This is a genomic window from Streptomyces smyrnaeus (genome assembly GCF_017676345.1).
Taxonomy (GTDB): Bacteria; Actinomycetota; Actinomycetes; order Streptomycetales; family Streptomycetaceae; genus Streptomyces; species Streptomyces smyrnaeus.
Window position 1 is genome coordinate 1 of the sequence record NZ_JAFFZM010000051.1, and the last position, 4,718, is coordinate 4,718.

At 67.8% G+C, this 4,718-nt stretch carries 5 protein-coding genes; all 5 read left to right on the top strand.

Annotation, left to right across the window (positions count from 1 at the left end):
- On the top strand, positions 1-448 hold a 448-nt coding region (locus JW613_RS35365), incomplete at its 5' end, for an oligopeptide/dipeptide ABC transporter ATP-binding protein (protein ID WP_209215296.1).
- Positions 449-583: 135 nt separating this feature from the next.
- Positions 584-2,230 (top strand): peptide ABC transporter substrate-binding protein, encoded by a 1,647-nt coding sequence (locus JW613_RS35370; protein WP_209215297.1) that lies wholly within the window; start codon positions 584-586, stop codon positions 2,228-2,230.
- Positions 2,231-2,236: 6 nt separating this feature from the next.
- A complete protein-coding gene (locus JW613_RS35375; protein ID WP_209215298.1) occupies positions 2,237-3,160 on the top strand; it encodes an ABC transporter permease in 924 nt (307 codons plus the stop codon).
- 183 nt (positions 3,161-3,343) lie between these two features.
- Positions 3,344-4,261, top strand: coding sequence for an ABC transporter permease (locus tag JW613_RS35380; protein WP_221506816.1), 918 nt, complete (start codon positions 3,344-3,346; stop codon positions 4,259-4,261).
- Positions 4,262-4,266: 5 nt separating this feature from the next.
- The coding region (locus JW613_RS35385; protein ID WP_209215299.1) for an ATP-binding cassette domain-containing protein at positions 4,267-4,718 on the top strand (452 nt) is incomplete at its 3' end.

The window sequence follows — 4,718 nt, forward strand, 5'->3', positions numbered from 1 at the left end:
GCAGGTGGTCAATCTGATGGAGCGGTTGCAGGACGAGTTCGGGCTCTCCTACATGTTCATCGCCCACGACCTGTCCATCGTCCGCCACATCTCCGACCGCGTCGGGGTGATGTACCTCGGCAAGATGGCCGAGATCGGCACCGACGAGCAGATCTACGAGCACCCCACGCACCCCTACACGCAGGCGCTGCTGTCGGCCGTCCCGGTCCCCGACCCGGAGGCGGAGGGCAGGCGGGAGCGCATCGTGCTGGAAGGCGACGTACCCTCACCGGCCAATCCGCCGTCGGGCTGCCGGTTCCGCACCCGCTGCTGGAAGGCCGAGCAGCGCTGTGCCGACGAGGTGCCGCTGCTGGCCGTTCCCGCGCTGTACGAGGGTTCCGACTCGGGCGCCGCGCATCCGTCGGCCTGCCACTTCGCCGAGGAGGACGCGGCGGTGGTCGCGGCCTGACGCCGCCGCGGCCGGTGTCCCCCAAACGGGTTCCGGCCCGTTCCACGGCGGGCAAGGCAGCCAGGCATATGGTGTCAAAAGGTGTTATGTGGGTTCGAGGCGTACTCGGACCCACGGCGCACCCAGGAGGCACCCATGCGTGGAGCCACCCGCACCACCATGACCAGGCGGGCGCTCGCCGCCGCCGGGGCGGTCGCACTGTTGGCGACGGCCTGCGGCGGCGGCGCCACCAGCAGCAGCGGGGGCGGCGCGCAGGACGGGGTTGTACGCGCGTTCTGGACCGATCCGCAGCATCCGGTCGAGCCGGCCAACACCAACGAGGTGCAGGGCGGCAAGGTCCTCGACATGATCTCCCGGGGCCTGAAGAAGTACGACCCCACCACGGGTGAGGCGCAGAACGCCGTCGCCGAGTCCATCACCACCGACGACCAGCGCAACTTCACCATCAAGCTGAAGAAGGGCTGGAAGTTCTCCGACGGGACACCCGTGACGGCCGACTCCTTCGTGGATGCCTGGAACTACGGGGCGCTGGTCACCAACAAGCAGATCAACTCCTACTTCTTCCAGTACATCGAGGGCTACCAGGACGTCCACCCCGAGAAGGGGAAGCCCAAGGCCGAAAAGCTGTCCGGACTCAAGGTGCGGGACGACCGCACCTTTACGGTGAAGCTCAACCAGAAGTTCTCCCTCTGGCCGCAGACGCTCGGCTACAGCGCCTACGCGCCGCTGCCGAAGTCGTTCTTCACCGACCACGACGGCTGGCTGAAAAAGCCCGTCGGAAACGGCCCCTACAAGGTGGACTCGTACACCAAGGGACAGTCGATGAAGCTGTCCCGGAACAAGTACTACGCCGGGAAGGACAAGCCCCGGAACAAGGGCGTCGAGCTGAAGGTCTACACCGACCAGAACACCGGCTACACCGATCTGCAGGCCGGCAACCTGGACGTCGTCGACGAACTGCCCGCCGGGCAGCTCAAGAATGCCGAGCGGGACCTGAACGGGCGCTACATCAACCAGCCCGCAGGCATCACCCAGACCATCTCCTTCCCGATGTACGACAAGAAGTGGCAGAGCAAGAAGGCCGCCCTGGTGCGCCGCGGACTGTCCAAGGCGATCAATCGCAAGCAGGTGACCGACAAGATCTACCACGGCACCCGCGAGCCGGCGACCGACCTCACCTCGCCGGTGCTCAAGGCCGCCGGCGGCTACAAGCCCGGACTGTGCGGCGACGCGTGCGAGTACGACCCCGAAGGTGCCAAGAAGCTCATCGAGCAGGGCGGCGGCCTGCCCGGTGGGAAGATCACCCTGACCTCCAACGTGGACACCGGCTCCCACCGGCAGTGGATGGAGGCGGTCTGCAACAGCATCAACCGCACGCTCGGCAGGAACAACGCCTGCAGCATCAACCCGGTGCCGACCTTCGGTGAGTTCCGCTCCGACATCACCGACAAGAAGCTGACGGGAATGTTCCGGACGGGCTGGCAGATGGACTATCCGCTCATCCAGAACTTCCTCCAGCCCATCTACTACACGGACGCCTCCTCCAACGACTCCGGCTTCTCCGACCCCCAGGTCGACAAGCTCATCGACAAGGCGAACGCCGCAGCCGACGAGAAGTCCGCCGTCGACCTCTTCCAGCAGGCGGAGAAGCGCATCCTGGACGTCTTCCCGGCCATTCCGCTGTGGTACCAGAACGGGAACGCCGGATACTCCAGCCGCGTCAGCAACGTCAAACTCAACCCCTTCTCCGTTCCGGTCTTCACCGACATCAAGGTCAAGTGAGCCGCAGTGGGGCGCTACGTCATCAGACGACTGCTCCAGATGATCCCGGTCTTCATCGGGACGACCTTCCTCATCTTCGTGATGGTGTACGCCGTCGGGGACCCGGTCAACGCGCTGTTCGGGGAGCGGGCCCCCGACCCGGCGACCGCCCAGCAACTGCGCGAGGAATTCAACCTCGACAAGCCCATCTGGCAGCAGTACGGGCTCTACATGGGAAAGATCTTCACCGGTGACTTCGGCAACGCCTTCAACGGCCGGCCGGTCACCGAACTGATGGCGACCGCCTTCCCCATCACCATTCGTCTCGCCCTGGTCGCCATCGTCATCGAGATCGTCATCGGCATCGTGCTGGGTGTGGTCACCGGGCTGCGGCGCGGGCGCCCGGTCGACTCCGGGGTCCTGATGATGACTCTCGTCGTCATCTCCGTACCGACGTTCGTGACCGGCAGCCTCGCCCAGTATCTGCTCGGCGTGAAATGGGGGTGGATCGCCCCCGCCGTCTCGCCCGCCGCACCGGTGGGGGAGCTGCTGCTGCCCGGCCTCGTCCTCGCCCTCGTCTCGCTCGCCTACGTCACCCGGCTGACCCGCACCTCGATCGCGGAGAACTCCCGCGCCGACTACGTACGGACCGCCATCGCCAAAGGGCTGTCGCGGCGGCGGGTGACGGTGCGGCATCTGCTGCGCAACTCGCTGATTCCCGTCGTCACCTTTCTGGGTACCGACGTCGGCAATCTGATGGCGGGCGCGCTGGTGACCGAACGGATCTTCAACATCCAGGGCGTCGGCTTCCAGCTGTGGCAGGGCATCGTCCGGCAGAACTCGCCGACCGTGGTCGGGTTCGTGACCATCCTCGTCATCGTCTTCCTCCTCGCGAACCTGCTCGTCGACCTGTTGTACGCGGTGCTTGACCCGAGGATTCGCTATGTGTAACCCACCACCCCGCCCGGACGCCGCCGACGGCGCGCCGCGCCCCCGCCCACGGGGCCGGCGGCGCCGAGCAGTGGGCGACCACCCGATCAGTACGCACCCGGCGGTGGGAAGAGGGGCGCCGTCGAACCGACGGGGGGCCGGGCTGTGACGGGGACGCCCGCGATCGAGGGGCCCGGCGGGGCCATGGAGCTGGCCGAGGACGAGGGACAGGAGATCGAGGGATCGCCCCCGCCCGGGCCGGGCCCCGAGCGGGGGCGCAGCCTGTGGTCGGACGCGTGGCACGATCTGCGGCGCAACCCCGTGTTCGTGATCGCGGGCCTGCTCATCGCCTTTCTGGTGCTCATCTCGATCTGGCCCGGCCTCATCGCCTCGCGGGACCCGCTCTCCTGCCGCCTCGGCCGCTCCCTCGACCCGTCCTCGGCGGGGCACTGGTTCGGTTACGACGCCCAGGGCTGCGACGTCTACACGCGGGTCGTCTACGGCGCCCGTACCTCGGTGACGGTCGGCGTCTGCGCCACGGCGGGGGTCGCGGTGCTGGGCAGTCTGCTGGGCGGGCTGGCCGGGTTCTTCGGCGGGGTGTGGGACGCGATCCTCTCCCGCGTCACGGACATCTTCTTCGGCATCCCGATCGTCCTGGGCGGTCTGGTATTCCTCTCCATGACCGGCAGCCGCTCGGTGTGGACGGTGGTCACCTTCATCGTGCTGCTCGGCTGGCCGCAGGTGGCCCGTATCGCACGGGGGTCGGTCATCACCGTCAAGCAGAACGACTATGTGCAGGCGGCACGGGCGCTGGGGGCCGGCACCGTACGGATGATGGTGCGGCACATCCTGCCGAACGCCGTCGCCCCGGTGATCGTGACCGCGACCATCGCGCTGGGCACCTACATCTCGCTGGAGGCGACGCTCAGCTATCTCGGCGTGGGGCTCCAGCCGCCCACCGTCTCATGGGGGGCGGACATCTCGGCGGCCTCCCAGGGCATGCAGTTCCGCAACGCGCCGCACATCCTGCTCTACCCGGCCGCGGCGCTCAGCCTCACCGTACTGGCGTTCATCATGCTCGGCGACGCGGTGCGCGACGCCCTCGACCCGAAGCTGAGGTGAGAGCGGTGAGCCTGCTGGAAGTGCGCGACCTGCACGTCGAGTTCCACACCCGGGACGGTGTGGCGCAGGCCGTCAACGGCGTGAGCTACAGCGTCGAGGCGGGCGAGTCGCTGGCGGTGCTGGGCGAGTCCGGCTCCGGGAAGTCGGTGACCGCGCAGGCGGTGATGGGCATTCTCGACATGCCGCCCGGCCGCATCACCGGCGGCCGGATCCTCTTCCAGGGGCGGGATCTGCTGGAGCTCCCGGAGGAGGAGCGGCGCAAGATCCGCGGTTCGAAGATGGCGATGATCTTCCAGGATGCGCTCTCGTCGCTCAATCCGGTGCTGACGGTGGGCTATCAGCTGGCCGAGATGTTCCGGGTCCATCAGGGCCTGGGCCGCAAGGAGGCCAGGGCCAGGGCGGTGGAGCTGATGGAGCGGGTGCGTATCCCGGCGGCGCGCCAGCGGGTGGGGGACTT